Source organism: Ruegeria sp. YTSA108 (genome assembly GCF_059610185.1).
On record NZ_JBXWND010000033.1, the window covers coordinates 1 to 1,272 of the forward strand.

Sequence of the window (1,272 nt, forward strand, 5' to 3'; positions counted from 1 at the left end):
TTACAAGTTTGGATAGATAGGGAATCTGGCGCAGAGGTTTGCGACTTCGGTTTTGACTTTGGCCTCGACCTCACCGTTACCGTCCTCGCCATTTGCGGCCAGACCGTCGACCACTTCGATGATCCAGTCGGCGATCTGGCGGAACTCGGCCTCGCCAAAGCCACGCGTGGTACCTGCGGGGCTGCCAAGGCGGATGCCGCTGGTCACCATCGGTTTTTCGGGATCGAACGGGACACCGTTCTTGTTGCAGGTGATATGCGCCCGGCCCAGTGCCTTTTCAGTCGCGTTGCCTTTGACGCCTTTAGGGCGCAGGTCCACCAGAACCACGTGGGTATCGGTGCCGTGGGTGACTGTGTCCAGCCCACCTTTGATCAACTGGTCCGACAGGGCCTGCGCGTTGGTGACCACCTGGGCGATGTAGTCCTTGAACTCGGGTCGCAGTGCTTCGCCAAAGGCCACGGCCTTGGCCGCGATGACATGCATCAGCGGGCCACCCTGAATGCCAGGGAAGATGGCCGAGTTCACTTTCTTGGCGATCGCCTCGTCATTGGTCAGGATCATGCCGCCCCGCGGACCGCGCAGGGTTTTATGCGTGGTGGTAGTAGCCACATGCGCATGCGGGAAGGGCGATGGGTGTGCGCCTGTCGCGACCAGACCGGCGATATGGGCCATGTCGACATGCAGATAGGCGCCGACCATGTCCGTGATCTCGCGCATGCGGGCAAAATCAATGATGCGCGGAATGGCCGACCCGCCTGCGATGATCAGCTTGGGCTGATGCTCTTTCGCCAGCGCTTCGATCTGGTCATAGTCGATCTGGTTGTCCTGTTTGCGCACACCGTAATGGACGGCGTTGAACCACTTGCCCGACTGGTTGGGTGCGGCGCCATGGGTCAGGTGGCCCCCCGCATCCAGGCTCATGCCCAGGATGGTGTCGCCGGGTTTGATCAGTGCCTGGAACACGCCCTGGTTTGCCTGAGAGCCAGAGTTCGGCTGGACGTTTGCAAAGCCGCAACCGAACAGCTGCTTGGCGCGGTCGATGGCCATATTTTCAGCGATATCAACAAATTGACACCCGCCATAGTAACGCCTGCCGGGGTATCCTTCGGCGTATTTGTTGGTCATCACCGAGCCCTGCGCTTCCATCACGGCAGCAGAGACGATGTTCTCGGACGCGATCAATTCGATCTCGTCGCGCTGACGGCCCAGCTCGGACGTGATCGAGCCGAACAGCTCTGGGTCGCGCGCTGAGAGAGACTGGGTGAAAAAACC

Annotated in this window: 1 protein-coding gene; it reads right to left on the bottom strand. The window is 60.4% G+C overall.

Features of this window, described 5'->3' with window-relative positions; translation table 11 throughout:
- Positions 1–1,272, bottom strand: a 1,272-nt coding sequence (gene glyA / locus AC2FHW_RS19860; protein WP_496822502.1) for a serine hydroxymethyltransferase, incomplete at its 5' end; no start/stop codon positions are given.